Source organism: Streptomyces minutiscleroticus (assembly GCF_014650875.1).
Classification (GTDB): domain Bacteria; phylum Actinomycetota; class Actinomycetes; order Streptomycetales; family Streptomycetaceae; genus Streptomyces; species Streptomyces minutiscleroticus.
In genome coordinates this window covers 59,597-86,065 of the sequence record NZ_BMVU01000010.1, presented here as the reverse complement: position 1 = coordinate 86,065, position 26,469 = coordinate 59,597, and the positions used below count along the sequence as shown (strand labels likewise).

Sequence of the window (26,469 nt, the reverse complement as noted above, 5' to 3'; positions counted from 1 at the left end):
TCGGGCCGCGCGACCACCTGCGCGCCCTCGACGAACAGGAAGAAGCACAGATGAGAAGTACCAGAACGGCCCTCTTCGCGGCGCTCGCGCTGGTCGCCGCCGGCACCGGCGGTGTCGTCGCGGCCGGACCGGCGGGCGCCGCGGCCGCCGCCGTCCCGTGCACCGTCGACTACAAGCTGCAGAACCAGTGGAGCGGCGGCTTCACCGCCGCCGTCACCGTCACCAACAACGGCGCCGCCAAGTCGTCGTGGGCCGTGAAGTGGTCCTACGCCGGGAACCAGAAGGTCACCAGCGGCTGGAACGCGCGCCTCAGCCAGAGCGGCGCCGCCGTGACCGCCGCCAACGAGGCGTACAACGGCTCCCTCGCCACCGGCGGCTCGATCAGCTTCGGCTTCAACGCCACCTACAGCGGCACCAACGCGCTGCCCACCGCCTTCACGCTCGACGGTGTGACCTGCAACGTCGACGACGGAGGGGGCGGCGACCCCGATCCGGACCCGGAGCCGGAGCCCGGCACGCGGGTCGACAACCCGTACGCCGGTGCCAAGGTGTACGTGAACCCCGAGTGGTCCGCGAGGGCGGCCGCCGAACCGGGCGGCAGCCGGGTCTCCAACCAGCCCACCGGCGTGTGGCTGGACCGGATCGCCGCCATCAACGGTGCCAACGGTGGCATGGGCCTGCGCGCCCACCTCGACGAGGCGCTGAAGCAGAAGGGCTCCGGCGAACTGGTCGTGCAGTTCGTGGTCTACGACCTGCCCGGCCGCGACTGCGCGGCGCTGGCCTCCAACGGCGAGCTCGGACCGACCGAGATCGACCGGTACAAGAAGGAGTTCATCGACCCGATCGCCGCGATCATGGCGGACTCGAAGTACGCCGGCCTGCGCATCGTGAACACCATCGAGGTGGACTCGCTGCCGAACCTGGTCACCAACGCCGGCGGCACCAACACCAGCACGCCGCAGTGCGAGACGATGAAGCAGAACGGCAACTACGTCAAGGGCGTCGGCTACGCGCTGAACAAGCTCGGCGCCATCCCCAACGTCTACAACTACATCGACGCCGCGCACCACGGCTGGATCGGCTGGGACAGCAACTTCACACCCACCGCGAAAATCATCCACGAAGCGGCCACCGCCGAGGGCGCCACGGTCGACGACGTCGCCGGTGTCATCCTCAACACGGCCAACTACAGCGCGCTGAAGGAGAACAACTTCTCCGTCGGCGACACCGTGAACGGCCAGCCGGTCCGGCAGTCCAAGTGGGTGGACTGGAACCAGTACGTGGACGAGCTGTCGTTCGCCCAGGGCTTCCGTCAGGAACTGGTCAAGGCCGGCTTCCGGTCGGACATCGGCGCGCTGATCGACACCTCCCGCAACGGCTGGGGCGGTTCGGCCCGGCCCGCCGGCCCCGGTCCGAAGACCAGCGTCGACGACTATGTCAACGGCGGACGCTACGACCGCCGTATCCACCCCGGCAACTGGTGCAACCAGTCCGGCGCCGGTCTCGGCGAGCGCCCGCAGGCCAGTCCCGCCTCCGGTATCGACGCCTACGTGTGGATGAAGCCTCCGGGCGAGTCCGACGGGGCCAGCCAGCAGATCCCGAACGACGAGGGCAAGGGCTTCGACCGGATGTGCGACCCGACGTACACCGGCAACGCGCTCAACGGCAACAACATGTCGGGCGCCCTGCCGAACGCACCGCTGTCCGGGAAGTGGTTCTCGGCGCAGTTCCAGGAGCTCATGAGGAACGCGTACCCGGCGCTGTGACACCGGTGTGAGACGGTCCGCCGGGACCGGCGCGGGCTCTGCCCGCCCGGCCCCGGCGGATCACGCGTGCCCGCCGCCGGCCGGCCGCCGGCGCGTCCCGTTCCCGCAGAAGCGGTTTGCGGGAACGGCAAGGAAAGTGGCGCCCCCGCGGCCGCGGGCGCAGGCTGGCAGCCTCCCGGACGCCCGGACGAAAGGCTCGCCGCCATGGCACACGGACACCACGACACGGCACACCGGCACGGAGACCACGGCCCGGGGCCGGGGAACGGGCAGGGGCACGCCCACGGCCACGGGCACGGCGCCGACGTGGACTGGGCCGCGATGGCCCCGTACCTCGAACGGGGTGCGGAGCTGTTCGCGCCCCTGCACGCCGAGGCCGCCGCCTGGCTGCGGCGGTGGCAGCCGGAGCCCGAGCTGGTCGTCGACGCGGGCAGCGGTCCGGGAGTCGTCACCGCGCTGCTCGCGGAGGCGTTCCCGCGCGCACGGACCGTCGCCGTCGACAGCAGCCCGTACCTGCTGGAGCGGGCCCGGCGGAGGGCGGAGCGGCAGGGCTTCGCGGACCGCCTCGACACACTGGAGGCCGACCTCGCGACGGGCCTCGACGGCCTGGCCTACCCGGCGGACCTGATCTGGGCGAGCAAGGCGGTCCACCACGTCGGCGACCAGCGCGCGGCCCTGTCCGTGCTCGCGGGCCGCCTGGCGCCCGGCGGTGTCCTCGCGCTCCTGGAGGGCGGCCTGCCCACCCGCTTCCTGCCCCGCGACTTCGGCCTCGGCCGCCCCGGCCTGCAGTCCCGCCTGGACGAGCTGGAGGACCGCGGGTTCGACCGGATGCGCGCGGAGCTGCCGGGCGCGGTGGCGGAGCCGGAGGACTGGCCCGCCCTGCTGGCGGCGGCCGGCCTGCGGCACGCGGCCACCCGCACCTTCCTGCTCGACCTGCCGGCCCCGTTGCCGGACGCGGCCCGCGCCCACGTCGCCGCGACGCTCGCCCACCGCCGCGACGTGCTCGCCGACGGCCTGGACGCCGAGGACCTGGCGACGGTGGACCGGCTGCTCGACCCCGGTGACAAGGAGAGCCTGCACCACCGCCCGGACGCCTTCTTCCTCACGGCGCAGACCGTGTACGTGGGCGTGCGCGCGGAAGGGTAGCCCCGCAGGGCGCCGGAGCGGCCCTGCCGTTCCGGGAACGGCGGGGCCGCCGCCCGGGGGAACCGGACGGCGGCCGGGAAGGAACGATTCGGCGGATCAGCCGTTGAACGCCGCCGGGTCCGCGCCCAGACGGCGGTCCTCGTTCAGGGCGCCGATGGCGGCCATGTCCTCGTCGTCCAGGGTGAAGCCGAAGACGTCGATGTTCTCCTCGATCCGCGACGGGGTCACGGACTTCGGGATCACCACGTTGCCCAGCTGGAGGTGCCAGCGCAGGACGATCTGCGCGGGCGTGCGGCCGTGCTTCCGGGCGACGGCCACGACGGCCGGGACCTCCAGCAGGCCCTTGCCCTGGCCGAGCGGCGACCAGGCCTCGGTGGCGATGCCGTGCTGCGCGTGGTACTCGCGGGAGGCGGCCTGCTGCAGGTGCGGGTGCAGCTCGATCTGGTTGACGGCCGGGACGACGCTCGTCGCCTCGGCCAGCCGGTCCAGGTGCTCCGGCAGGAAGTTCGAGACACCGATGGCGCGGGCGCGGCCGTCGGCGAGGATCTTCTCGAAGGCCTTGTACGTGTCGACGTAGGCGTCCTTGGCCGGCACCGGCCAGTGGATCAGGTACAGGTCCACGTACTCCAGGCCCAGCTTCTCCAGCGAGGCGTCGAAGGCGCGCAGCGTGGAGTCGTAGCCCTGCTCGCTGTTCCACAGCTTGGTGGTGACGAACAGCTCCTGGCGGGCGACGCCGGAGTTCGCGATGGCCCGGCCGGTGCCCTCCTCGTTGCCGTAGATCGCCGCGGTGTCGATGCTGCGGTACCCGGCCTCCAGCGCCAGGCCGACCGCCTTCTCGGCCTCGTCGTCCGGCACCTGCCAGACACCGAAGCCCAGCTGGGGCATCTCGACGCCGTTGTTCAGGGTGATCGGGGGGACCTTGCTCACGAGCTCTCGATCCTTCTTTCGTCGGGTGGTACTCCCATCGTCAACGATCATCGCGCCTGTCGCATTCCCGTGAAGGACGCCACTCCCGACGCATGCACTTTGTCCGAAAATAAGCCCTGATCCGGGCATCACCGCCGTCCGGCCTCCCGGGCGCCGCCGGACCGCGCCGCCCGGCGTGCCGCGGCCGGTCCCGGGGCCTCAGGCCCGGTACAGCGCGTCGACCTCGGCCGCGTACGCCTTCTCGATCGCCCTGCGCTTCAGCTTCAGGGACGGCGTCAGCAGGCCGTGCTCCTCGGTGAACTGGTGGGCCAGGATCCGGAACGTGCGGATCGACTCGGCCTGCGACACCAGGGTGTTCGCGGCGACCACGGCCCGCCGCACCTCCGTCTCCAGCGCGGTGTCGCGCACCAGCCGGGCGGGGTCCAGGGGCGGCCTGTCCTGCATCTGCAGCCAGTGCTCGACGGCCTCGCCGTCCAGCGTGACCAGTGCGGCGATGTACGGGCGGTCGTTGCCGACGACGACGCACTGGGCGATCAGCGGATGGTCGCGCACCCGCTCCTCCAGGAGGCCCGGCGAGACGCTCTTGCCGCCGGAGGTGACGAGGACCTCCTTCTTGCGGCCGGTGATCGTGAGGTAGCCGTCGTCGTCGAGGGAGCCCAGGTCGCCGGTGGCGAGCCAGCCGTCGTGGAGCGCCTCGTCGGTGGCCTTGGGGTTGTTCAGGTACCCCTGGAAGACGTTGGGGCCGCGCAGCCAGACCTCCCCGTCGTCCGCGATGTGCACGGTCGTGCCGGGGATCGCCTGCCCGACCGTGCCGTAGCGGGTGCGCTCGGGCGGGTTCGCCGTCGCGGCGGCGGTGGACTCCGTCAGGCCGTACCCCTCGTAGACGTGCACGCCGGCGCCCGCGAAGAACAGGCCGAGCCGGCGGTCCATCGCCGAGCCGCCGGACATCGCCTGCCGCACCCGGCCGCCCATCGCGTTGCGGATCTTCGCGTAGACGAGCTTGTCGTACATCTGGTGCTGCATGCGCAGGGCCGCCGAGGGGCCGGGGCCGACGTCCCAGGCCTTCGCCTCCATCGCCTCGGCGTAGCGCACGGCCACGTCCACCGCCTTGTCGAAGGCGGCCGCCCGGCCCTCCCTCTCGGCCTTGCGGCGGGCGGCGTTGAAGACCTTCTCGAAGATGTACGGCACCGCGAGGAAGAACGTCGGCCGGAACGCCTCCAGGTCCGGCATCAGGGCCGCCGCGCTGAGCTGCGGCTGATGGCCCAGCTTGACCCGGCCGCGGACGGCGGCGATCTCGACCATGCGCCCGAAGACGTGCGCCAGCGGCAGGAACAGCAGGGTGGCGGCCTCGTCGCCGCGCCGGGAGTGGAACACCGGCTCCCAGCGCTCGATGACCGTGTCCGCCTCGAACATGAAGTTGGCGTGGCTGATGACGCAGCCCTTGGGGCGGCCGGTGGTGCCGGAGGTGTAGATGACCGTCGCGGTGGACTCCGGGGTGACCGCGCGGCGGTGCCGGTGCACCACCTCGTCGTCCAGGTGCGCGCCCGCCTCGTACAGCTCGCCCACCGCGCCCGCGTCCAGCTGCCACAGCCGGTGCAGTCCAGGGAGCCGATCGATGACCGTGGCGACGGTCATCGCGTGGTCCTCGTGCTCCACCATGGCCGCCGACACCTGGGCGTCGTGCAGCATCCAGAAGACCTGCTCGGCCGACGAGGTCGGGTAGACCGGCACCACCTGGGCGCCCACGGTCCACAGCGCGAAGTCGAACAGCGTCCACTCGTAGCGCGTACGGGACATGATCGCGACCCGGTCGCCGAACCTGACGCCCTGCGCGAGCAGGCCCTTGGCCAGGGCGAGCACCTCGTCGCGGAACTCCGCCGCGGTGACGTTTCGCCAGGTACCCGTCTCGTCCTTGCGGCCGAAGGCGACGCGCTGCGGATCCTCCCGTGCGTACTCGAAGACGACGTCGGCCAGACCGCCCACCGGCGGCGCCGACGCCAACGGAGTGTTGGTGAACTCGCGCAATCCCGCTCCTCGTGGCGCTCCGCACAGCGCCGTGAAAGCTACCCCACCGGAGGCCCCGGCGGGAGGGGCGCCGCAGCGCCGGACCCGCACCTCGTATGTCCAGGTCAGCAGAGCGAAACGGGCCACACGCGGTGGGGCGGAGAGAGAATTCTTACGGTTCGGTAAGTTCAGTGCGTCCGATCTCCACGGAATCTGTACGCCGCGCTTACCGCACCGGACCAATTACGCCGGGAAAAGCGGGCAGGGGAAAAGCGTCGGTGATTTCCCTGCACGGAGCAGCCGTTTCCCCTTCACCGCGCGAGCGCTTTTCGAACACATTCGGCCCCGCTGCGCCGTCCCGCCGTGCGCCGCCCGCCGTGTGCCGTCCCACCGCGCGGCGGTACCGGTGCGCGGCCGGGTGCGGCAGGGGCATGGGAGCCGCGGCGGGCCGCGGAGCCGCGGCGGGCCGCGGGGCTACGGCCGCCCCCGGTGCAGCCGGTCCCCGCCCGCCAGGATCGCCGCCGCCAGCGCGTCCGCCGCGCCCCGCGCCGACGGGCGGCGCCTGCCGTGCACGAGGACGAAGCCGACCTCGCCCAGCTCCGGCAGGCCCGCCCGCTCCGGCACGCGGACCAGGTCCGGCGGGATCAGCCCCCGCGAGTGGGCCATCACGCCGAGTCCGGCCCGGGCCGCCGCCACCAGGCCGTTGAGGCTGCCGCTGGTGCAGGCGACGCGCCAGGACCGGCCCTGGCACTCCAGCGCCTCGACGGCCAGGGCCCGGGTGATGCCCGGCGGCGGATAGGCGATCAGCGGCACCGGCCGCTCGGGGTCCAGGCGCAGGTGCTCCCTGCCGATCCACACCAGGCGGTCGCGCCACACCAGCTCCCCCCGGGGGTCCTCCGGGCGCCGCTTGGCCAGGACGAGGTCCAGCTCCCCGGCGGCGAGCCGCTCGTGCAGGACGCCCGACAGCTCGACCGTCAGCTCCAGGTCCACCTCGGGGTGGTCGTGCCGGAACGCCTCCAGGATCTCCGGCAGCCGGGTCAGCACGAAGTCCTCGGAGGCCCCGAAGCGCAGCCTGCCGCGCAGCCGCGTCCCCGTGAAGAACGCCGCCGCCTGCTCGTGCGCGTCCAGGATGCGGCGCGCGAAGCCGAGCATCGCCTCGCCGTCCTCGGTCAGCTCCACGGAGTGGGTGTCCCGGGAGAACAGCGTCCGCCCGGAGGCGGCCTCCAGGCGGCGCACGTGCTGGCTCACCGTCGACTGGCGCAGGCCGAGCCGCCGGGCCGCCTGCGTGAAGCTCAGCGTCTGCGCCACCGCGAGGAAGGTGCGCAGCTGCGAGGGGTCGAACACGCGGGAGGGGTCGAGCGCGCGCGACGGGTCGAAGCCACGGGGCGGACCGGAGGCGCGGGAGGCATCGGGCACGGGACCAGGCTAGCGCGGTCATCGCGATGCGCGATCACAGTCAGAGCGGTGTACCGGATTCCCGATCACGGTCCCGGGGAGGACGATGGAGAGGGCACGTCCCGTCCCCGGACCCGAGGCAAGTGGAGCACCGTGAAACGCCTGAAGTGGCCGTCCTGGCTGCCGATCGACCCGTACATCCTGCTGCTGCTCGGGACGGTGGGCCTCGCGGCCCTGCTGCCCGCCCGCGGCACGGCCGCCGATGTCACGTCGGGGGTGTCCACCGCGGCGATCGCCTTCCTCTTCTTCCTCTACGGGGCCCGCCTCTCCACCCGCGAGGCGCTCGACGGGCTGCGCCACTGGCGCCTCCACATCACCGTGCTGGCCTGCACCTTCGTGGTCTTCCCGTTGCTCGGCCTGGCCGCCCGGGGCCTCGAACCGGTCTTCCTGACCCACCCCCTCTACACCGGTCTGCTCTTCCTGACCCTGGTGCCCTCGACGATCCAGTCCTCGATCGCCTTCACCTCCATCGCGCGCGGCAACGTGCCCGCCGCGATCTGCGCGGGCTCCTTCTCCTCCCTCGTCGGCATCGTCGTCACCCCGCTGCTCGCGGCGGCGCTGCTCGGCGACAGCGGCGGCGGCTTCTCCGCGGACTCGCTCGTGGAGATCGTGCTGCAGCTGCTCGTGCCGTTCGCGGCGGGGCAGGTGCTGCGCCGCTGGATCGGCGGCTTCATGGCACGGCACAAGAAGGTGCTCGGCCTGGTCGACCGCGGCTCGATCCTGCTGGTCGTCTACACCGCGTTCAGCGAGGGCATGGTGCAGGGCGTCTGGCACCAGGTCAGCCCCGTGCGGCTGGCGGGACTGCTGGCGGTCGAGGCCGTGCTGCTGGCCGTGATGCTCGCGCTGACCTGGTACGGGGCGAAGGCGCTGGGCTTCGGCAGGGAGGACCGCGTCGCGATCCAGTTCGCCGGGTCGAAGAAGTCCCTGGCGTCGGGGCTGCCCATGGCGAGCGTGCTGTTCGGGGCGCACGCCTCGCTGGCCGTGCTGCCGCTGATGCTCTTCCACCAGATGCAGCTGATGGTGTGCGCGGTGATCGCCAAGCGGCGCTCCCGGGACCCGGAGCCGGACCGCGCCGCCGGGGCGCCGGACGACGACCCGCGGGTCGGGGCCGGCTCGGGGGTCTCCTCCGGCTGACCGGCAGCGACCGGGCCGGCACCCCTCACCGCCGCCCCGGCCTCTCGCCGCACGGCCATGGCCCGGCCTTTCGCCGTGCGGCTCCGTCCCGGCCTCTCGCCGCACGGCCTCGGCCCGGTCCCTCACCACGCGGCCATGGTCCGGCCCCTCGCCGTGCGGCCTCGCCCGGTTCCTCAGCGTGCGGCCTTCACCCGGTCCAGGGGCAGCCACACCACCGCGTCCCTCGGCGCCCTCGCGTCCAGGTCGCGCACCGCGGCCAGCTCCTCGTCGCCGAGCGCCCGGTCGTACACGCGGACGTCGTCGATCGCGCCGGTGAAGTGCGCCCGGCTGTCGACCCGCTGGCCGACGTGCACCCCGAACGGGGAGTTCCGGCTGACCGAACCCGGTACGTCCGCACCGTTGACCTCCGTGCCGTCGACCGACAGGACGAGCCGCCCGGCGGAGCGGCGCAGGGCGAGGTGGTGCCACGCGCCGTCGTTGTACGCCTTCGTGGTGCGCACGTACGCGGAGGCCGGCGGCGCCGCGCCGTCCCGCGTGGTGATCAGGCCCTGGACGCGGCCGTTCGCGGGCTCGGCGCGCAGCCACACCTGCGGCTGGTCGGCGCCGACCCCGCCCATCCACAGCAGCGGCTGCTCCCCGGCCGTAGCCGTGTACCGGAACCACAGGGACGCCGTGAAGTCCTTCGTCCCCAGCGGCAGCCGGTCGCCGTACGGCAGGCGCACGGCGTCGTCCGCGCCGTCGAACTCCAGCGCGCCGCGGGACACGCCCGGCGTCGGGCGGGCTCCGCCGAGCACCGCCGCCGGGGGCGCGAGGAGGCCGCGGTCGGGGGTCGTCGGATCGGGCCCGCGGCGCGGCCGCAGCCAGTCCTCGGTGAACCGGGCGAAGCGGATCTCGTCGCGGGCGTCGACCGCGCCGGCCTCGTACATCAGGCCGACGGTGCCGCCGCCGGCGTCCACCAGGTCGGAGTAGCCGGACCAGTCGGTGGTCACGACGGTGCCGCGGTCGACGCTGTCCCAGGTGCGCCCGCCGTCGTAGGAGGAGCGGATCATCATGGTCCGGCGGCGGTTCGGGTCGGCGGGCGCGGCGAGCAGCACGCGGTCGCCCAGCCGCAGGACCGAGGCCTGCACCTGCGGGGTGTAGAGGTCCGGAAGGGTCCGGAAGGGCCCGGTGAAGTGCTCGCCGCCGTCGCGGCTGACCGCCTGGGCGCGGTGGCCCAGGTCGGTGCCGTCCTGCTCGCGTCCGCTGACCAGGATCGCGCCGTCGGCCCGCTCGGCGAGCGTCATCTCGGACGGCTTCTGGCGGAACGTCCCGTCTTCGTCCATGGGCCAGGAGTCGGTGGCGCCGACCCGCCAGTGGTCGCCGCCGTCGTCGCTCACGACGAGCGCGGCGTGGCTGGCGCTGATCCGGGTGCCGTCCCAGGTCTCGGTGTTGACCGTGAGGACGAGCCGGCCCGCGTGCCGGCCGCGGGTGAGCTGGATGCCGTGCACGGGCCCGGTGGCGTACCAGGAGTTCCAGTGGCCGGGCATGATCTCGTCGCTCAGGTCGCGCGGCTGCGACCAGGTGCGGCCGTCGTCGTCGCTGTGCCGGAGGTGCGGGGTGCGGTCGCACGGTATGGCGCAGTTGCGGCCGTCCGTGCGCCCGGTGTTGTAGGTCTCGGCCAGCAGGACGCGCCCGGTCTCGCGGTCCACCACGGGCGCGGGGTTGCCGTGCGTGTCGCCGCCGCCCTCGTCGACCACCTGGAGCGGGCCCCAGGTGCGGCCGCCGTCGGTGGAGCGCTTGAGGACGATGTCGATGTCGCCCGAGTCGCCGCAGTCGTGGACCCGTCCCTCGGCGAACGCGAGCAGGGTGCCGTCGGCCGTCCGCACGACGGCGGGGATGCGGAAGCAGGCGTACCCGGGATCCTGGGAGGCCTTGAAGAGGATCTGTTCCCCGAAGCCGGCCGTGTCCGGCCGCGCCGGGGCGCCCGCGTGCGCGGGCACCGGCAGGGACATCAGCGACGCCGCGGCGAGCGCCGTGGCGAAGGTGGATCTGAGACGTGCGCGAAGACGTGACGGCATGCTGCGACCTGCCCCTTCGATGGGTACGGACCTGCGGATGGACATGCGTCTGAACATCCGGACATCCCACGTCGGACGTGCGCGGGCACAGAAGCTACTGACGTAAGGGGCGCGTCACAAGGAGCGCGCACCGGCCAGTCGGGCGACATCCCTCCGACGGCGCAGTGGCGGCGGCAGGGGGAGCACGGCGGCTCCCTCCGGCGCGGGCTCCGGTGCGGGCCCCGGGGCGGCGGCGCCGTCCTTGCGGCAGACCACGGCGTCCGGGTCGTAGGCGGGGACCTGCGGGCTGTAGCCGTCCGGGCAGGCGGGGCCCGGGGCGCCGGGGTCGCCCTTGTCGCCCTTGTCGCCCTTGGGACCGGGCGGGCCCTGCACGCCGGTGCCGGGCGGACCGGCCGGGCCGCCCGCACCGTCGGCGCCGTCCGTACCGTCCTCGCCGTCGGAGCCGTTCACACCGTCCCGGCCGTCGGCACCGTTCACACCGTCCTCGCCGTCGGCGCCCGGCGCGCCCGGCTCACCGGAGGGGCCCGGCGACCCCGACGGCCCCCGCGGCCCCGTCCCGCCGCGCGGTCCGGGCTCACCGCGCGGCCCGCGCTCCCCGTCCGTGCCGCGCCGCCCGTCCGTCCCGGCGGCGCCGGTCTCGCCGCGGTCGCCCTTGGCCCCGGGCCCGCCGGGGACGCCGGCCGGCACCCGGACGCGGTCGACCAGGTCGTCGACGGCCTTCGACGGGTCGGGCGCGGCGGGCGTGCCACCGCTCGCCTCGACCTGGGCGCGCAGGGTCCGCACGTCCCGCGCGAGCGTCGACACGGCCAGGCCGCGCCGGTCCGCCTCGTCCTGCATCCGGTCGGCCCTGCGGTCGCCGGCGTCGATGCGGGCCCACAGGACGATCGCGGCGCCGGACAGCGCGATCAGCACGCAGACGAGGAAGACGCTGCGCCAGCGCGGGGCGAGCAGCCGTTCGAAGCGGGTCACGGCGCACCTCCGAGTCGATGGACGTCGAGTCGCAGCCGGGCGATCTCGGACTGGTCGGCGGCCCGCAGCAGCGACAGCTCGTCGATGCGCGAGTCCCGTTCGGCGACCTGCCGTTCGAGCCGGTCGCGTTCGGTCTGGAGTCTCTCGGTCAGACTCGAGTAACCGGTCAGGGCGTTCTCCCCGCGCTTGCCGAGGTACGCGGCCACGGCCGCGCCCAGCACGCCCGTGCAGGCCAGCAACGAGCCGAGCAGGGTGATGCCGGCATCCAAGCGACTTCCTCCTACCTGGACGGTGGACCACGGGCCGCGCGCACGCGGTCCGTCGCACTCGCACGGGGCAACGAGGCGGCGGGCGGCCGGATCCGGCACGGCCCGGCAGACCCTCCGGACGGGTGCTGACGATGCGTCAGGTGCGCGCGGCCGGACGCCGGAGCACACGCCGTGCGCCCGACACGTGTCCTGCGGCGGGTACGTCGACGGACGCAGGCGCGGTACGCCGGACGGGGGTCGCCGGGCGCGCCGGAGTCCGGACCGGCGTCCTGGGCGGCGGTCCGGGCGGGGTACGGCACGGGTGGCGCGGGCGGCGCGGGGCAGCGGTCCGGGAGACGCGCGGGACGGCGCGAGCAGGGGAAAGCGGTACGGCTCGCGCGGCGGGCGGAGCGGCACGAACAGCGGCACGAACAGTGGGGGCGGCGGCACGGTCGCGGCCCGGGCGCGGTCCGGGGCCGGACGGGCCGCCGCGGCTCCCCGCGCACGGCGCGCCCGCGGGAGGCGGCGGCCTCACGGGGACGCGTCGAGACGGGGCCCCGCCGGCGCAGGGGCGCTCCCCGCCGGACGTGGGCCCCGCAGCCGTGCCGCGGGGAGCCGGTCAGCCCTGGGCGGCCGCGGCCCGCAGGGCGATCCTGTGCTCGCCCGCGTACACGTTCATGGAGGCGCCCCGCAGGAAGCCCACCAGGGTCAGGCCCGTCTCCGCGGCCAGGTCGACGGCGAGGGAGGAGGGGGCCGAGACGGCCGCGAGGACGGGGATGCCCGCCATGACCGCCTTCTGCGCCAGTTCGAAGGAGGCCCGGCCCGAGACCAGCAGGACCGAGCGGGACAGCGGGAGGTCCCCGTTCTGCAGGGCGCGGCCCACCAGCTTGTCGACGGCGTTGTGGCGGCCCACGTCCTCGCGTACGTCGAGCAGTTCGCCGTCCTCGGAGAACAGGGCCGCGGCGTGCAGGCCGCCGGTGCGGTCGAAGACCTTCTGGGCCTCGCGGAGCCGGTCGGGCAGGTCCGCCAGCAGCCCGGGCTCCAGGCGCACCGGGTCGGCGGTGCCGCCCCGCGTGTCGTCGATCGGCCAGCGGGCCGTCGTGCGCACCGCGTCCAGGCTCGCCTTGCCGCACAGGCCGCAGGAGGAGGTGGTGTAGACGTTGCGTTCGAGGGTGATGTCGGGGAGGACGACGCCGGGCGCGGTCACCACGTCGACGACGTTGTAGGTGTTGGAACCGTCCACTGTCGCGCCCGCGCAGTACACGATGTTCTGCAGGTCCTCCCGGGCGCCCAGGACGCCCTCGCTGACCAGGAAGCCGGCCGCGAGGGCGAAGTCGTCGCCCGGGGTGCGCATGGTGATGGCGAGGGGCTTGCCGTTGAGCCGGATCTCCAGCGGCTCCTCCGCGACCAGTGTGTCCGGGCGGCTGCCGACGGCCCCGTCCCGGATGCGGATCACCTTGCGTCGTTCCGTGACTCGTCCCATGGTTTCGCTCAGTCCCGGTTCTGTACGTGCTGGTAGCCGAAGCGGCCCTTGATACAGAGATTGCCACGGGTCACCGGGTTGTCGTGCGGTGAGGTGACCTTGACGATCTCGTTGTCCTGTACGTGGAGCGTCAGGCTGCGGCCCACTCCGCAGTACGCGCACACCGTGGTGGTCCCGGTCTGCGCCGACTCGTCCCGGGTACCCGCCGCACGCATGTCGAACTCCGGCTTGAACGACAGCGCTCCGGTCGGGCACACCTCGATGCAGTTGCCGCAGTACACGCACGCGGAGTCGGTGAGCGGCGCGTCGTGCTCGACGGCGATGCGGGCGCCGAAGCCGCGCCCGGCGACGGAGACGGCGAAGGCGTTCTGCCACTGCTCGCCGCAGGCGTCCACGCACTTGTAGCAGAGGACGCACCTGCCGTGGTCGCGGACGCAGGGGTCGTTGTCGACCCTCGGCTCCTCGTCCACGCGGGCGGCGTCCGGGCCGAAGCGGCCGGGCTCCGCCTCGTACTCCTTCAGCCGTCCGGCGGCCTTCGGGGTGGTGGAGAGGCCGACCGAGGAGGCGAGCGGTTCCAGGACCACCTTGCGGCTGTGGCGGGTGCGCCCGGTGTCCGTGCGCACCTCCATGCCCGCCTCGGCCCTGCGCGAGCAGGCCGGGACGAGGGTGCGCGAGCCGGTCACCTCGACCACGCACACCCGGCAGGCGTTCTTCGGGCGCAGCGTGTCGCCCTCGCAGAGGGTCGGCACGTCCTTGCCCGCGGCCCGGCGGGCGTCGAGGACCGTCGAGCCCTCCGGGACGCGGGCCGGCTCGCCGTCGAGCGTGAACTCCAGCAGCCGGCGGGGAGTCCCAACGGTGTGACGGTCATACGGTGTCCTCCTGGCGGTGGCGCGGTGCCGCCCCGTACGCGCCGAGGCGGTCGACGGCGGATTCCACGGCGTTCCACGCGGTCTGGCCCAGGCCGCAGATCGAGGTGTCCCGCATGGCGCGGCCCACCTCGCGCAGCAGGACGACGTCGGGCGCGGTGTCGGCGCCCGTGCGCTCCACGATGCGGCGCAGCGCCTCCTCCTGGCGGACGGTGCCGACCCGGTGTAGGTCCTGGGGGTGCGGTCGTGTTCCCTCGTGCGGCGCTCCTGGAGGCGAGCAGGTCCGAGACGGCGTGGACGGTGCGGAGCGTGGGGACCCGGACGCCGGTGATGCCGGCCGGCTCGATCACGGCGGCGAGCAGCACGTCGAGTTCGAGCGGCCTGCCGCGCTCCAGGTCCTGCAGGGTCGAGGTGCGGTGGTCGCCGACGCGCTCGGCGCCCGCGAGGACGTCGGCGCCCGCACGGTGCAGGGCGGCGCCGACGTAGGCGCCGATCGCACCGGCGCCGGGGATCGCGAGGAAGCAACCGCTCGTCGTGCCGGGGTGCCGTTCACCGGCCGTTGCATACCGCTCACCGCATACGGTCGACGACTTGTGGCCAAAGCCTTCCCAACCGCGTGCGCCGCTTCCTAAGGTGCGGATCATGAGCCCCCCTGTAGCACCGACCGGCTGGAGCCGCTGGCTCGTGCCCCCCGCCGCCCTGTCGGTCCACCTCTCCATCGGCCAGGCCTACGCCTGGTCCGTGTTCAAGCCGGCGCTGGAGTCGGCGCTGGACCTCAGCGGCACCCAGAGCGCCCTGCCGTTCCAGCTCGCCATCGTGATGCTCGGCCTGTCCGCCGCGTTCGGCGGCACGCTCGTCGAACGCAACGGCCCGCGCTGGGCCATGACCGTGGCCCTGGTCTGCTTCTCGTCCGGCTTCCTGATCTCCGCGCTGGGCGCCGCGACCGGCCAGTACTGGCTGATCGTGGTCGGTTACGGCTTCGTCGGCGGCATCGGCCTGGGCATCGGCTACATCTCGCCCGTCTCCACGCTGATGAAGTGGTTCCCGGACCGGCCCGGCATGGCCACCGGCATCGCGATCATGGGCTTCGGCGGCGGCGCGCTGATCGCCTCGCCGTGGTCCTCCCAGATGCTGGAGTCCTTCGGCACCGACAAGTCCGGCATCGCGCTGGCCTTCCTCGTGCACGGGGTGGTCTACGCCGTCTTCATGTCGCTCGGCGTGCTGCTCATCCGGGTGCCGCGCGGCGCGGCGGCGACCGAGGCGGACGGCACCCCGGCCGTGCCGCCGGGGGTGCAGGTGTCGGCGGGCAGCGCCATCCGCACCCCGCAGTTCTGGTGCCTGTGGGTCGTGCTCTGCATGAACGTGACCGCGGGCATCGGCATCCTGGAGAAGGCCGCCCCGATGATCACGGACTTCTTCCAGGACTCCTCGACGCCCGTCTCGGCGGCCGCGGCGGCCGGGTTCGTGGCGCTGCTCTCGGCGGCCAACATGGCGGGCCGGATCGGCTGGTCGTCGACCTCCGACCTGATCGGGCGCAAGAACATCTACCGCGTCTACCTGGGTGTCGGCGCGCTGATGTACCTGCTGATCTCGCAGTTCGGCGACTCCTCCAAGCCGCTGTTCGTCGTCTGCGCGCTGGTGGTCCTCTCCTTCTACGGCGGCGGCTTCGCCACGATCCCCGCCTACCTGAAGGACCTCTTCGGCACCTACCAGGTCGGCGCGATCCACGGGCGGCTGCTCACGGCCTGGTCCACCGCGGGCGTCCTCGGCCCGCTGATCGTCAACTGGATCGCCGACCACCAGGAGAGCGCGGGCAAGGACGGCGCGTCCCTCTACGGGCTCTCCTTCATGATCATGATCGGCCTGCTGGTGGTCGGCTTCGTGGCGAACGAGCTGGTCCGCCCGGTCCACGCCCGGCACCACGTCGACCCCGCGACCGAGAAGGAGGCCGCCGATGTCAAGTGACAGCAGCCCGCAGCCGCGTCGCACCGGCCTGATCGTCCTGTCCTGGCTGTGGGTGGGTCTCCCGCTCGGCTACGGCCTGTACGAACTGGTGCGCAAGGCCACGCAGCTCTTCACCGGCTGACGGCACGGCCGTACGGCGTCCCCGCGGCCCGCCGCACCGGTTCCCGGTCGGCGGGCCGCCGGCGTTCCCGCGGGTCGCCCGTACGAAGGCCGGCCCGAACGGACGTGCCGTGCCGTACGACGCCCGGGGCGCGGCGCCCTCGTGTGCGTTACACGGGCCCGTCCGCCCGGGGACCTGACGGAAGCCGACAATCCCGGCCCTCGATATCTGTGGCTTCGCCTGCCGTCGTACCCGTGAGTCACTGAGCAGAGTGGTGGGTCCCGCCAGCGAACGAGGGGAACCACCCATGAACGGCACGCGCATCGCCGCTCTCGGCCACTACCAGCCCGCCCGGGTGCTCACCAACGAGGAACTCGCGGGCATGGTCGACACCAGCGACGAGTGGATCAGGACCCGGGTGGGCATCCGCACCCGCCACGTCGCAGGGCCCGACGAGCCGGTCGACGAGCTGGCCGCGCACGCCGCCGCCAAGGCGCTGGCCGCGGCCGGCCGGGCGCCGCAGGACGTCGACCTCGTCCTGGTCGCCACCTCCACCGCCGTCGACCGCTCCCCGAACACCGCCGCCCGGGTCGCCGCCCGCCTCGGGATGCCCTCCCCGGCGGTCATGGACATCAACGTCGTCTGCGCGGGCTTCACCCACGCGCTGGCCACCGCCGACCACGCGGTGCGGGCGGGCGCCGCGCGCCGGGCCCTGGTGATCGGGGCCGACAAGATGTCCGACGTGACCGACTGGACGGACCGCACGACCTGCGTGCTCGTCGGCGACGGCGCGGGCGCCGCCGTGGTCGAGACCTGCCCCGAGGACGAGGCGCCGGGCATCGGCCCGGTGCTGTGGGGCTCGGTGCCGGAGATGGGGCACGCGGTGCGCATCGAGGGCACGCCCGCCCGCTTCGCCCAGGAGGGCCAGAGCGTCTACCGCTGGGCCACCACCCAGCTGCCGCCCTTCGCGCGCCGGGTGTGCGAGCGGGCCGGGCTGGCCCCCGAGGACCTCGCCGCCGTCGTGCTGCACCAGGCCAACCTGCGCATCATCGAGCCGCTCGCCGAGAAGCTCGGCGCCGTCCGCGCGGTCGTGGCCCGCGACGTCGTCGACTCGGGCAACACCTCCGCCGCCAGCATCCCGCTCGCGTTCTCCAAGCTCGTGGAGCGCGGCGAGATCGCCTCCGGCGACCCGGTGCTGCTGTTCGGCTTCGGCGGCAACCTCTCGTACGCCGGGCAGGTCGTGCGCTGCCCCTAGGCCCTGGGCCTCGCGCCCGAGCCGTCGTGCGGCCGGCGAGGGCGCGCGCGTACGAGCGGCCGTGCACGGTGTCGTGCGGGACACCGTGCACGGCTTCGTGCTGTCCGGGACGGGAACGCGACCGTGCACGGCTTCGCGCTGCCCGGATCGGGAACGTCCGGATCGGGAACGCCCTGAACGGGGGTGCCGGAAACCGGAACGGGGGTGCCGGGAAGGGGACCGGCCGGAGACGGCCGCGGTCGGTCGCGGGCGATCGTGGCCGGGCGCCGGGCGCCGGGTGCTGTGACGAGGCCGACGTCCAGGGGGCCTGGCCTCTGAGCTCCGTAGACTGTAGACGAAAGACAATTCATACTTGGCTCTGGCCGCCGCGCCACCAGGAGGGGGACCGCGATGCTGTCGACAGGACTGCCCCAGGGGGCGGTGCCCAGGCTCGAGCGGCCCGGACCGCTGCGGGACCGCGTCTACGAGGCGCTGCTCGAACTCATCACCACCCGCGCGCTCCAGCCGGGCCAGCACCTGGTCGAGAGCGAGCTCGCCGGGCACCTCGGGGTCTCCCGGCAGCCCGTGCGCGAGGCGCTGCAGCGGCTCAACACCGAGGGCTGGGTGGACCTGCGGCCCGCCCAGGGCGCGTTCGTGCACGAGCCCACCGAGGACGAGGCCGATCAGCTGCTCACCGTGCGCACGCTGCTGGAGGCCGAGGCGGCCCGCCTCGCCGCCGCCACCGCGGGCTCGGCGGGGATCGCCGCCCTGGAGGAGCTGTGCGAGGAGGGCGAGCGCGCGGTCGCCGCGGACGACGTGGACGGCGCGGTCGCGCTGAACGCCCGCTTCCACGCCAAGATCATGGAGCTGGCCGGCAACGCCGTGCTGGCCGAGCTGGCCGCGCAGGTCGACCGGCGGGTCCGCTGGTACTACACGCCGGTCGCCCGGCAGCGCGGGCACCAGTCCTGGATCGAGCACCGCGAGCTGATCGCCGCCGTCGCCGCCCGCGACGAGGCCCGCGCCACCGAGGTGATGCGCGCCCACACGGAGCACACGCGGCGGACGTACCACGACCGCGAGAAGGGCTGAACCGGCCGGCGCCCCGCGCCGCGGCCGGCCGTTGTGACCGACGCCCACGTGCCTGTGCACGCGGGCGTTCCCTGCGCACGGAGCCTCTCCCGCAGTCGGTGACGTCAAGTCAACAACGGTTGTGAGTAAGCGAGTTGACGGAGCCGCGCGTCGCAGATCGTCCTCGCGCCGACCCCGCTTTGTCCTGTGAGTGGAAAAAGCTGAGGGCAATTCCTGCGCAACTTCTTCCCAGGGTGGGCGGCCACTGCTACGTTCCCCTCGAAAGCCCGGCAGACAGTGTGCAGCGGACAGTGGCCTACGAGGCGGGGAGGGGATCGTGAGACGTATGACGGCACGGCCCGCCAACGCCCACCAGGCCCGGTTGCTGCGACTGCTGCGCGACGGCGGCCCCAACTCCCGCGCCCAGCTGGGCGACCAGGTCGACCTCTCCCGGTCGAAGCTGGCGGTGGAGGTGGACCGGCTGCTGGAGACGGGCCTCGTGGTGGCCGACGGACTCGCCGCCTCGCGCGGCGGCCGCCGCTCCCACAACATCCGGCTCGCCCCCGCCCTGCGCTTCCTCGGCGTCGACATCGGCGCCACCTCGGTCGACGTGGCCGTCACCAACGCCGAGCTGGAGGTGCTCGGCCACATCAACCAGCCCATGGACGTGCGCGAGGGACCGGTCGCGGTCTTCGAGCAGGTCCTGGCGATGGCGGGCAAGCTGCGGGCCTCCGGGCTCGCGGAGGGGTTCGACGGCGCCGGCATCGGCGTCCCCGGACCCGTCCGCTTCCCCGAGGGCGTGCCGGTCGCCCCGCCGATCATGCCGGGCTGGGGCGGGTTCCCGGTGCGCGAGGCGCTCAGCCAGGAACTGGGCTGCCCCGTCATGGTCGACAACGACGTGAACCTGATGGCGATGGGGGAGCAGCACGCGGGCGTCGCGCGCTCCGTGGGCGACTTCCTCTGCGTCAAGATCGGCACCGGCATAGGGTGCGGCATCGTCGTCGGCGGCGAGGTCCACCGCGGGACGACCGGCAGCGCCGGCGACATCGGGCACATCCAGGCCGTGCCCGAGGGACGCCCGTGCGCCTGCGGCAACCGCGGCTGCCTGGAGGCCCACTTCAGCGGCGCCGCCCTCGCCCGGGACGCCACCGAGGCCGCCCAGCAGGGGCAGTCGCCGGAGCTGGCGGCACGGCTGGCCGCGAACGGCGCCCTCAGCGCCGTCGACGTCGCCGCCGCGGCCGCCGCCGGGGACGCCACCGCGCTCGACCTGATCCGCGAGGGCGGCGCCCGCACCGGCCAGGTCATCGCCGCACTGGTGTCGTTCTTCAACCCCGGCCTGGTGGTGATCGGCGGCGGGGTGACCGGCCTCGGCCACACGCTGCTCGCCGCGATCCGCACCCAGGTCTACCGCCAGTCGCTGCCCCTGGCGACCGGCAACCTGCCCATCGTCCTGGGCGAGCTGGGGCCGACCGCCGGAGTCATCGGCGCGGCCCGGCTCATCAGCGACCACCTGTTCTCACCCGCGTGACCCGCCCGCAAGAGCACCACCGGTAAGCGCACCACAGGCAAGAGCCGCACCACCGAGCACGGCCCCGTACCTCAGAGCCGCACCACCCGCACCACCGCCGGGCACGGCCCGTACCGCCCGGCGCCCCGCGCACGGTCCCGCCCCGAGCCGCACCACCGAGCCGCACCGCCCCGCACCACACGCACCACCCCGCACCGCCCGGCCCCACCGAGCACGGCCCCGTACCCCGAGCCGCACCACCCGCACCACCGAGCACGGTCCCGCACGGCCCCGTACCCCCCGAGCCGCAGTACCACCCGCACCCCGGTACCCGAGCCGCACCACCCCGCGTACCGCCGCGCACCCCGCGGTGCGGCGCGCCTCCGAGTCGCACCACCACCGTTGTTCCCCTACACGTGTAACCCGCCCCCGCCCAGCGCACCGCTCCGCCCTGCCGCAAGACCGCCCTGCCCCGAATCCGGTCCCCGATCCGCCCTGCCCGGCCCCGTCCGGGCGCGGTGGCCAAGGGGCCCCATTCGCCGAATGGACCCGTCATGGCACCAGAACCACCGCTGCTCACCATGTCCGGCATCACCAAGTCCTTCCCCGGCGTCCGCGCCCTCGACGGCGTGGACCTGGAGGTCCTGCCCGGAGAGGTGCACTGCCTGCTCGGCCAGAACGGCGCCGGCAAGTCCACCCTCATCAAGGTGCTCGCCGGCGCCCACCAGCCGGACGACGGCACGATCGGCTGGCGCGGCGAGTCCGTCGTCCTGCGCTCGCCCATCGCCGCCATGCGCCTCGGCATCGCCACCATCTACCAGGAGCTCGACCTGGTGGAGGGCCTGTCCGTGGCCGAGAACGTGCACCTCGGGCACGAGCCGACCGCCGCCGGGTTCGTCGTGCGGGGCAAGGAGGCGCGGACGGCGACCGCCGCGCTGCTGCGCCGCCTCGGGCACCCCGAGATCGACCCGGCGCGGCTCGTCGGCGACCTGTCCGCCGCCCAGCAGCAGATCGTCTCCATGGCGCGGGCGCTCTCCCACGACGTACGGCTCATCGTGATGGACGAGCCGTCGGCCGCCCTCGACCCGGACGAGGTCGACAACCTCTTCCGCATCGTGGACGGCCTGACGGCGGACGGCGTCGCCGTCGTCTACATCTCGCACCGCCTGGAGGAGATCCGGCGCATCGGGGACCGGGTGACCGTCCTGAAGGACGGCCGCGCCGTCGCCCGCAACCTGCCCGCCAAGACCACGCCGACCAGCGAGGTCGTCGCGCTGATGACGGGCCGCAACGTCGAGTACGTCTTCCCCGCGCGGCCCGGGCACCGGGACCTGCCCGAACCCGTGCTGACCGTGGAGGGGCTGACCCGCAGGGGCGAGTTCGCCCCCCTCGACCTGGCCGTGCGCCCCGGCGAGATCGTCGGTCTCGCGGGTCTCGTGGGTTCCGGGCGCTCCGAGGTCCTGGAGACGATCTACGGCGCCCGCAAGTCCACCGCGGGGCGCGTGCTCGTCGACGGGCGGCCGCTGCGGCCGGGCAGCGTGCGCGCGGCGGTCCGGGCCGGCCTCGGCCTCGCCCCCGAGGAGCGCAAGGCGCAGGCCCTGCTGATGCTGGAGTCCGTCACCAACAACGTGTCGGTCTCCTCCATGTCCCGCTTCTCGCGCGGCGGCTGGCTCGACCGCGGCGCCGAGCGCGAGGCCGCGCGCGGGGCCGTGCGCGAGCTGTCGCTGCGGCCCGACGACCCGGCCGTGCCCGTGCGCACCCTGTCCGGCGGCAACCAGCAGAAGGCCGTCCTGGCCCGCTGGCTGCTGCGCGGCTGCAAGGTGCTGCTGCTCGACGAGCCCACCCGCGGCGTCGACGTCGGCGCCCGCGCCGAGCTGTACGCCGTCGTCCGCCGCCTGGCCGACGAGGGCCTCGCCGTCCTGCTGGTCTCCAGCGAGGTGCCGGAGGTCCTCGGCCTCGCCGACCGCGTACTGGTGCTCCGCGAGGGCCGCGTCGTGCACACGGCGCCGGCCGCGGAGCTGGACGAACACCGCGTACTCGACCTGGTCATGGAAGGAACGCCCGCGTCATGACACAGCCCGTGTCCCCGCCCCGCGACGGCGGCGAGAAGCTGATGGCGGCACCGGCGGCGACCCCGTGGCGGGCCGTCACGGCCCGCGCGGACGTGCGCACGCTCTCGCTGCTCGGGGTGCTCGCCGCCCTGGTCCTCATCGGCGGCATCACCAAGCCCGACGAGTTCCTCGACACCCGCAACCTCCAGCTCGTGCTCACCCAGGCGTCGGTCATCGGCGTCGTCACGGTCGGCATGACCTTCGTCATCATCTCCGGAGGCATCGACCTCTCGGTCGGCGCGATCGTCGCCCTCGCCTCCGTGTGGGCCACCACGGTCGCCACCCAGGAGTACGGCTTCCTGGGCATCCTGTTCACCGCGGTGATCGTCGGCGTGGGCTGCGGCCTGGTCAACGGCGTGCTCATCGCCTACGGCGCCATGGTGCCCTTCATCGCGACCCTCGCCATGCTCGCCTCGGCCCGGGGCCTGGCGCTGCAGATCACCGACGGCAAGACCCAGGTCGTCACCGTCGACGGCATCCTCGACCTCGGCGAGCGCGACTCCTACGTCCTCGGCGTCCCGCCGCTGGTCCTGGTCTTCGCGGCGGTCACGGTCGCCGGCTGGCTCGTCCTGAACCGCACCACCTTCGGCCGCCGCACGGTCGCCGTCGGCGGCAACGCGGAGGCCGCCCGCCTCGCCGGCATCGACGTCCGCCGCCAGCGCCTCTACCTCTACCTGCTGTCCGGGCTGTGCTGCGGCATCGCCGCCTTCCTGCTGATCGTGCTCTCCGGCTCGGGCCAGAACACCAACGGCAACCTCTACGAGCTGGACGCCATCGCGGCCGCGATCATCGGCGGCACGCTGCTCAGCGGCGGCCGCGGCACGATCGTCGGCTCCGTCCTCGGCGTCCTGATCTTCACCACGATCACCAACATCTTCGCGCTGAACAACCTGCAGACCGACGTCCAGCAGATCGCCAAGGGGGCGATCATCGTCGCCGCCGTCCTGGTCCAGCGACGCACCGCGCGCGACTGACCCCACCGGCCGCACCGCCACCCCCAGCCCCACCGCCCACCGCCCTACGGGAAGGGTCCACCGCCATGCCAGAGTCCAGGAGCCTCACGAGCCGCAGAGGACTGCTCTTCGGCACCGCCGCCGTCTCGGCCGGCGCGTTCCTCACCGCCTGCACCAGCAACGAGCCCGCCGACAGCGGGGAGAAGACCGGCGCCGACACCCGGCCGGCCGCCGACGACAAGCCCGGCAAGGCCGTCACCATCGGCTACGCCGGACCGCAGGCCGACCACGGCTGGCTCAACGCCGTCAACGAGAACGCCAAGAGCCGCGCGGAGAAGTACGAGGACGTCACGCTGGAGGTCACCGAGGGCTCCAACGACACCGCCGCGCAGATCGGCCAGATCGAGACCCTGATCAACAAGAAGGTCGACGTCCTGGTGATCCTGCCGGCCGACGGCAAGGCCCTCACCCAGGTCGGACTGAAGGCGATGCGCGCGGGCATCCCCGTGGTCAACCTGGACCGCATCTTCAACTCCCCGCAGGCGTACCGCTGCTACATCGGCGGCGACAACTACGGCATGGGCCTCAACGCCGGCCACTACATCGGCGAGAAGCTCAAGGACAAGGAGAACGCCAAGGTCGTCGAGCTGGCAGGGTTGGACAACCTGGAGCTGACCAAGCAGCGCACCGCGGGCTTCGACGCGGCCCTGAAGAACTACCCGAACATCAAGAAGGTCGCCCGGCAGGCCGCCGACTTCACCGTCGAGTCCGGCCAGGCCAAGATGGCGCAGCTGCTCCAGGCGCAGTCCGGGTTCGACGCCCTGTGGAACCACGACGACGACCAGGGCGTGGGCGCCCTGCGCGCCATCGAGCAGGCGGGCCGCGACGACTTCCTGATGGTGGGCGGAGCGGGCGCGCTCTCCGCCATGCAGGCCATCGAGGCCGACGACGGCGTGCTGAAGGCGACCGTCCTGTACCCGCCGACCATGGCCGCCTCCGCGATCGACCTGGCCCGCGCGCTCGGCCAGGGCAAGGGCATCGGCGGCCTGGCCGAGTTCGAGATCCCGTCGTCCCTGACGCTCTACTCGGCCGTCGTCGACAAGGACAACGTCGATCAGTACATGCCCACCGGCTTCAAGTGACCGATCCGGTCGCACCCCCCACCGCGCTTCGCACGACGACGAGGAGGACCACCGCATGGGACAGCCCGAGCAGCGCGACGAGGCCGGGGACGGCAGCCCCCCGCTCGGCGTGGGCATGGTCGGCTACGCGTTCATGGGCGCCGCCCACTCACAGGGCTGGCGCACCGTGGGCCGCGTCTTCGACCTGCCGCGCCGGCCGGTGCTGGCCGCCGTGTGCGGCCGCGACGGAGCGGCCGTGCGCGCGATGGCCGACCGGCACGGCTGGGCGGCGGCCGAGACCGACTGGCGCGCGCTGATCGAACGGGACGACGTCGACCTCGTCGACATCTGCACCCCGGGCGACAGCCACGCCGAGATCGCGCTCGCCGCGCTGGCCGCGGGCAAGCACGTCCTGTGCGAGAAGCCCCTGGCCAACACGGTCGAGGAGGCGGAGGCGATGGCCGGGGCCGCCGAGGCCGCCCGCGCCCGGGGACAGGTGGCGATGGTCGGCTTCAACTACCGACGGGTGCCCGCCGCCGCGCTGGCCCGGTCGATGGTCGCCGAGGGGCGCCTGGGCGAGCTGCGGCACGTGCGGGTGGCCTACCTGCAGGACTGGCTGACCGACCCGGAGTTCCCGCTCACCTGGCGGCTGCGCAAGGAGGCCGCCGGGTCCGGGGCGCTCGGCGACCTGGGCGCGCACATCGTCGACCTCGCGCAGTACGTGGCGGGGGAGCGGCTGGCCGGGGTCTCCGCGCTCACCGAGACCTTCGTGCGCGAGCGGCCGCTGCCCGAGGGCGCCTCCAGCGGCCTGTCGGGGGCCGGCGGCGCCGGCCGCGGGGCGGTCACGGTCGACGACGCGGCCCTGTTCACCGGCCGGTTCACCACCGGCGCCCTGGCCTCCTTCGAGGCCACCCGGTACGCGACCGGGCGCAAGAACGCGCTGCGCATCGAGCTCAACGGCGCCCGCGGCTCGCTCTCCTTCGACCTGGAGCGGCTCAACGAACTCTGGTACCACGACGGCACCGAGCCGGACACGCACGCCGGCTTCCGCCGCATCCTCGTCACCGAGCCCGACCACCCCTACCTGGCGGCCTGGTGGCCGCCCGGGCACGGGCTCGGCTACGAGCACACCTTCGTCCACCAGGCCCGCGACCTGGTCCACGCCGTCGCGGAGGGCACGCAGCCGCTGCCGTCCTTCGCCGACGGGCTCCAGGTGCAGCGCGTCCTCGCGGCCGTGGAGGAGAGCGCCGCGAAGAACTCCGTCTTCACGTCCGTAGCGGTCTAAAGGGAGGCCCGTTCCATGCCGCGCAATTTCACGCTCTTCACCGGCCAGTGGGCCGACCTGCCCCTGGAGGAGGTCTGCCGGCTCGCCCGCGACTTCGGGTACGACGGACTCGAACTCGCCTGCTGGGGCGACCACTTCGAGGTCGACAAGGCGCTCGCCGACCCCTCCTACGTCGAATCGCGCCGGGCCCTGCTCGACAAGTACGGCCTGAAGTGCTGGGCGATCTCCAACCACCTCGTCGGCCAGGCCGTCTGCGACGCCATCATCGACGAGCGCCACCGGGCGATCCTGCCGGCCCGCATCTGGGGCGACGGCGAGGCGGAGGGCGTACGGCGCAGGGCGGCGGCGGAGATCGCCGACACCGCGCGCGCCGCGGCCGCCCTCGGCGTCGACACCGTCATCGGCTTCACCGGCTCCGCCATCTGGCACCTGGTGGCGATGTTCCCGCCCGCGCCCGAGTCGATGATCGAGCGCGGCTACGAGGACTTCGCCGAGCGCTGGAACCCGATCCTGGACGTCTTCGACGCCGAGGGCGTCCGCTTCGCCCACGAGGTCCACCCCAGCGAGATCGCGTACGACTACTGGACCACGCACCGGGCCCTGGAGGCGGTCGGCCACCGGCCCGCCTTCGGCCTGAACTTCGACCCCTCGCACTTCGTCTGGCAGGACCTCGACCCGGTCGGCTTCCTGTGGGACTTCCGCGACCGGATCTACCACGTGGACTGCAAGGAGGCCCGCAAGCGCCTGGACGGGCGCAACGGCCGGCTCGGCTCGCACCTGCCCTGGGGCGACCCGCGCCGCGGCTGGGACTTCGTCTCCGCCGGCCACGGCGACGTCCCCTGGGAGGACGTCTTCCGGATGCTGCGCTCCATCGGGTACGCGGGTCCCGTCTCCGTGGAGTGGGAGGACGCCGGCATGGACCGGCTCCAGGGCGCCCCCGAGGCGCTGACCCGCCTGAAGGCCTTCGACTTCGAGCCGCCGTCCGCCTCGTTCGACGCGGCGTTCGGCGGCAACGACTAGCGCCGTGCCGGGCGTCGCGGGCCGGTGAACCCTCCGGCCGCGGCGACCGA

Annotated in this window: 20 protein-coding genes and 3 pseudogenes; 13 read left to right on the top strand and 10 right to left on the bottom strand. The window is 73.6% G+C overall.

Going from position 1 to position 26,469, the window contains the following annotated elements; translation table 11 throughout:
• The first annotated feature begins 50 nt into the window (after nucleotides 1-50).
• Both IE271_RS13595 and IE271_RS13590 read left to right on the top strand, forming a co-directional pair.
• Complete coding sequence (locus tag IE271_RS13595) at nucleotides 51-1,766, top strand: glycoside hydrolase family 6 protein (RefSeq protein WP_190190600.1); 1,716 nt, start codon at nucleotides 51-53, stop codon at nucleotides 1,764-1,766.
• Nucleotides 1,767-1,970: 204 nt separating this feature from the next.
• Complete coding sequence (locus IE271_RS13590) at nucleotides 1,971-2,912, top strand: class I SAM-dependent methyltransferase (protein WP_190190521.1); 942 nt, start codon at nucleotides 1,971-1,973, stop codon at nucleotides 2,910-2,912.
• A gap of 96 nt (nucleotides 2,913-3,008) precedes the next feature.
• On the opposite strand, the gene IE271_RS13585 is transcribed toward IE271_RS13590, so the two are convergent.
• The 3 genes from IE271_RS13585 to IE271_RS13575 form a co-directional block, all read right to left on the bottom strand.
• A complete protein-coding gene (locus IE271_RS13585) occupies nucleotides 3,009-3,797 on the bottom strand; it encodes an aldo/keto reductase (protein ID WP_229919316.1) in 789 nt (262 codons plus the stop codon).
• Nucleotides 3,798-4,037: 240 nt separating this feature from the next.
• Nucleotides 4,038-5,864 (bottom strand): AMP-dependent synthetase/ligase, encoded by a 1,827-nt coding sequence (locus tag IE271_RS13580; protein ID WP_190190519.1) that lies wholly within the window; start codon nucleotides 5,862-5,864, stop codon nucleotides 4,038-4,040.
• A 453-nt stretch (nucleotides 5,865-6,317) separates the two neighbouring features.
• A complete protein-coding gene (locus IE271_RS13575) occupies nucleotides 6,318-7,187 on the bottom strand; it encodes a LysR substrate-binding domain-containing protein (protein ID WP_190190599.1) in 870 nt (289 codons plus the stop codon).
• Nucleotides 7,188-7,391: 204 nt separating this feature from the next.
• On the opposite strand from IE271_RS13575, the gene IE271_RS13570 reads away from it, so the two are divergent.
• Nucleotides 7,392-8,432: a bile acid:sodium symporter family protein gene (locus tag IE271_RS13570; protein WP_190190518.1), complete on the top strand. Its 1,041-nt coding sequence runs from the start codon at nucleotides 7,392-7,394 to the stop codon at nucleotides 8,430-8,432.
• A gap of 173 nt (nucleotides 8,433-8,605) precedes the next feature.
• Here IE271_RS13570 and IE271_RS13565 read toward each other — a convergent pair whose 3' ends face one another.
• The 7 genes and pseudogenes from IE271_RS13565 to IE271_RS13535 form a co-directional block, all read right to left on the bottom strand.
• Nucleotides 8,606-10,489: a sialidase family protein gene (locus tag IE271_RS13565; protein ID WP_190190517.1), complete on the bottom strand. Its 1,884-nt coding sequence runs from the start codon at nucleotides 10,487-10,489 to the stop codon at nucleotides 8,606-8,608.
• A 114-nt stretch (nucleotides 10,490-10,603) separates the two neighbouring features.
• Nucleotides 10,604-11,458: a collagen-like domain-containing protein gene (locus IE271_RS13560; RefSeq protein ID WP_190190516.1), complete on the bottom strand. Its 855-nt coding sequence runs from the start codon at nucleotides 11,456-11,458 to the stop codon at nucleotides 10,604-10,606.
• The gene (locus IE271_RS13555) at nucleotides 11,455-11,727 is read right to left on the bottom strand and encodes a hypothetical protein (RefSeq protein ID WP_190190515.1); all 273 of its coding nucleotides are present in this window, start codon (nucleotides 11,725-11,727) and stop codon (nucleotides 11,455-11,457) included. Before IE271_RS13555 ends, IE271_RS13560 begins: the two co-directional genes overlap by 4 nt.
• Before the next feature lie 598 nt (nucleotides 11,728-12,325).
• Nucleotides 12,326-13,189: a formate dehydrogenase accessory sulfurtransferase FdhD gene (gene fdhD, locus IE271_RS13550; protein ID WP_190190514.1), complete on the bottom strand. Its 864-nt coding sequence runs from the start codon at nucleotides 13,187-13,189 to the stop codon at nucleotides 12,326-12,328.
• Between the two features lie 8 nt (nucleotides 13,190-13,197).
• Nucleotides 13,198-14,057 (bottom strand): annotated as a pseudogene (locus tag IE271_RS13545) (2Fe-2S iron-sulfur cluster-binding protein).
• Nucleotides 14,054-14,278 (bottom strand): annotated as a pseudogene (locus IE271_RS13540) (NADH-ubiquinone oxidoreductase-F iron-sulfur binding region domain-containing protein); the annotation flags it as partial. The pseudogenes IE271_RS13545 and IE271_RS13540, both read right to left, overlap by 4 nt.
• Before the next feature lie 34 nt (nucleotides 14,279-14,312).
• Nucleotides 14,313-14,558, bottom strand: a pseudogene (locus tag IE271_RS13535) (ketopantoate reductase C-terminal domain-containing protein); the annotation flags it as partial.
• Nucleotides 14,559-14,697: 139 nt separating this feature from the next.
• On the opposite strand from IE271_RS13535, the gene IE271_RS13530 reads away from it, so the two are divergent.
• The 10 genes from IE271_RS13530 (at nucleotide 14,698) to IE271_RS13490 (ending at nucleotide 26,419) form a co-directional block, all read left to right on the top strand.
• Nucleotides 14,698-16,020, top strand: a complete 1,323-nt coding sequence (locus tag IE271_RS13530) for an OFA family MFS transporter (protein WP_190190513.1) — start codon at nucleotides 14,698-14,700, stop codon at nucleotides 16,018-16,020.
• Nucleotides 16,010-16,141, top strand: a complete 132-nt coding sequence (locus IE271_RS43305; protein ID WP_268256192.1) for an MFS transporter small subunit — start codon at nucleotides 16,010-16,012, stop codon at nucleotides 16,139-16,141. The genes IE271_RS13530 and IE271_RS43305 overlap by 11 nt, the downstream gene beginning before the upstream one ends.
• 286 nt (nucleotides 16,142-16,427) lie before the next feature.
• Nucleotides 16,428-17,375, top strand: a complete 948-nt coding sequence (locus IE271_RS13525) for a beta-ketoacyl-ACP synthase III (RefSeq protein WP_190190512.1) — start codon at nucleotides 16,428-16,430, stop codon at nucleotides 17,373-17,375.
• A gap of 390 nt (nucleotides 17,376-17,765) precedes the next feature.
• Complete coding sequence (locus IE271_RS13520; RefSeq protein WP_190190511.1) at nucleotides 17,766-18,443, top strand: GntR family transcriptional regulator; 678 nt, start codon at nucleotides 17,766-17,768, stop codon at nucleotides 18,441-18,443.
• 325 nt (nucleotides 18,444-18,768) lie between these two features.
• Nucleotides 18,769-19,950 carry an ROK family transcriptional regulator gene (locus IE271_RS13515; protein ID WP_190190510.1) on the top strand — a complete coding sequence of 394 codons (1,182 nt, stop codon included), beginning with the start codon at nucleotides 18,769-18,771 and terminating at the stop codon, nucleotides 19,948-19,950.
• A 533-nt stretch (nucleotides 19,951-20,483) separates the two neighbouring features.
• Nucleotides 20,484-22,001: a sugar ABC transporter ATP-binding protein gene (locus IE271_RS13510; protein WP_190190509.1), complete on the top strand. Its 1,518-nt coding sequence runs from the start codon at nucleotides 20,484-20,486 to the stop codon at nucleotides 21,999-22,001.
• Nucleotides 21,998-23,014 (top strand): ABC transporter permease, encoded by a 1,017-nt coding sequence (locus IE271_RS13505; protein WP_190190508.1) that lies wholly within the window; start codon nucleotides 21,998-22,000, stop codon nucleotides 23,012-23,014. Before IE271_RS13510 ends, IE271_RS13505 begins: the two co-directional genes overlap by 4 nt.
• A 65-nt stretch (nucleotides 23,015-23,079) precedes the next feature.
• Nucleotides 23,080-24,135, top strand: coding sequence for a substrate-binding domain-containing protein (locus tag IE271_RS13500; protein ID WP_190190507.1), 1,056 nt, complete (start codon nucleotides 23,080-23,082; stop codon nucleotides 24,133-24,135).
• Nucleotides 24,136-24,190: 55 nt separating this feature from the next.
• Nucleotides 24,191-25,399 carry a Gfo/Idh/MocA family protein gene (locus IE271_RS13495; protein WP_190190506.1) on the top strand — a complete coding sequence of 403 codons (1,209 nt, stop codon included), beginning with the start codon at nucleotides 24,191-24,193 and terminating at the stop codon, nucleotides 25,397-25,399.
• Nucleotides 25,400-25,414: 15 nt separating this feature from the next.
• On the top strand, nucleotides 25,415-26,419 hold the full coding sequence (locus IE271_RS13490) for a sugar phosphate isomerase/epimerase family protein (RefSeq protein WP_190190505.1): 1,005 nt from the start codon (nucleotides 25,415-25,417) through the stop codon (nucleotides 26,417-26,419).
• The last annotated feature ends 50 nt before the right edge of the window (nucleotides 26,420-26,469 follow it).